This is a genomic window from Corallococcus sp. AB049A (assembly GCF_003668885.1).
Taxonomy (GTDB): domain Bacteria; phylum Myxococcota; class Myxococcia; order Myxococcales; family Myxococcaceae; genus Corallococcus; species Corallococcus interemptor.
Genome location: NZ_RAWL01000752.1, coordinates 1 through 1,893, shown reverse-complemented (window position 1 = coordinate 1,893; position 1,893 = coordinate 1). Strand labels below are relative to the sequence as shown.

Below are 1,893 nucleotides of genomic sequence, written 5' to 3'. Positions count from 1 at the left end.
GACAGCGTCTTGCGCGTGCTGCCGCTGTCGGCCTGGCGGAAGCGCTCGAAGACGTGGGGGAGGAAGGCCTCGGAGATGCCCTGGCCGGTGTCCTCCACGGTGAGCTCCACGGTGGAGTCATGCCGCGCCACCACCAGCCGCACGTGGCCGCCCCGGGGCGTGAACTTCACCGCGTTGGACAGCAGGTTCCACACCACCTGCTGGAGCCGGTGCGGGTCCCCCATCACGCTGCTGGAGGTGTCCACGGTGGAGCGCACCTCGATGCCGCGCGCGTCCGCCGCGGGCCGCACGGACTCCAGCGCCTGCTGCACCACCGCGGACAGGTCCACCGGCGCCACGTCCAGCTTGAGCTTGCCGGACACGATGCGGCTGACGTCGAGCAGGTCCTCGATGAGCTGTCCCTGCGAGCGCGCGTTGCGCTCGATGGTCTCCATGGCGCGTTCACGGCGGGGCTCGGACAGGTTGCCGGTGCGCAACAGCTGCACCCAGCCGAGGATGGCGGTGAGGGGCGTGCGCAGCTCGTGGCTGATGGTGGCGAGGAACTCGTCCTTGAGCTGGTTGGCCTCCTCGGCCTCGCGGCGCGCGGCGCTCTCGCGGGCGAGCAGGGCCTCGCGGTCCACCTCCGCCTGCTTGCGGTCGGAGATGTCGATGACGCTGCCGATGTAGCCCAGGAAGTGCCCGTCCGCGTCGAAGCGGGGCGAGCCGGTGTCCACGGTCCACCGGTAGTGTCCGTCCGCGCCGCGCAGCCGGTAGTCCAGGCGGAAGCTCTGGCGCAGGGCGAAGGCGTCCCCGAAGGTCCGCTGCGTGCGCAAGAGGTCGTCGGGGTGGATGGCGTCGAACCAGCCGAGTCCCAGGCCCGTGGCCTCCGTCTGGCCGGTGAAGGCATACCAGCCCCGGTTCATGTAGGTCGTGAGGCCCTGCGCGTCCGTCACCCAGAGCATGACGGGCGCGTGGTCCGCCATGTTGCGGAAGCGGGCCTCGCTGTCGCGCACGGCCTCCAGCAGGCGTTCGCGTTCCTGGGCCACGGTCTTCTGTTCGGTGATGTCGCGCGCGGCGGCGTAGAGGAGGCCCAGCTCGGGCACCGGGCGCGAGGTCCACGCGAGCCACCGGTAGCGGCCGTCGCGGGTGCGGAAGCGGTTCTCGAAGCGCAGGGTGGGGATGCCCTGGGACAGCTTGCGCATCTCCGCCTGGGTGGACTCCCGGTCGTCGGGGTGGACCAGCTCCATGAACGGGTGCTGGCAGAGCTCCGCCTCGCTCCACCCGAGCACCTGGACGAAGTACGCGTTCACGCGTTTGAAGTACCCGTCCATGCCCGCGATGCTGAACATGTCCGGGGACAGCTGGAAGAAGCGCTCGCGCTCCTCGGCCTCGGCGTGGCGGCGCTCGGCGCTGTCGAACGCGAACGGGATGGCGGCCTGGGCGAGCGCGTTGTCGATGCAGGTGCAGAGCACGCGCACTTGCGCCAGCGGCACGTCCAGGTCCGCGCGTCCGGCCCGGTCGAGGATGCAGTCGCGCAGGAGGGCGTATTCGCGCGTGAGCAGGGACACGCTCACGCCCAGGCGCAGGCGCTGACGGCCATGGACGCCCGCGGCCTCGCTGTGGTGGAGCGGAGGCGTGTCCCGGGGATTCGCCTCGGCCTCCACGAGCGAGGCGTGGAGCTCCGTGAGGATGGAGGGCAGGGCGTCAACCACCTGTTCGTGTGACAGGCGCAGGGTGGCGAAGAGGGGGGCCACCCGCGCGGCCCAGTCCTCCACGATGGCATCGCGGTCGGTGTGCAGCAGCTCCGCCAGGGACGCGGGGGCACGGCCCGTCATGGGCGTCCGCCCCTCCGAGGAAGGGCCCCGTTCCTGTGTACCCGACGAGGCCATGAATCTCTTAGAGGTGGGGCGGCCC

General features: G+C 71.2%; 1 protein-coding gene. It reads right to left on the bottom strand.

From position 1 onward, the window contains the following. The coding region (locus D7X55_RS39035; RefSeq protein WP_158626491.1) for a PAS domain-containing sensor histidine kinase at positions 1-1,814 on the bottom strand (1,814 nt) is incomplete at its 3' end. Positions 1,815-1,893: the final 79 nt, after the last annotated feature.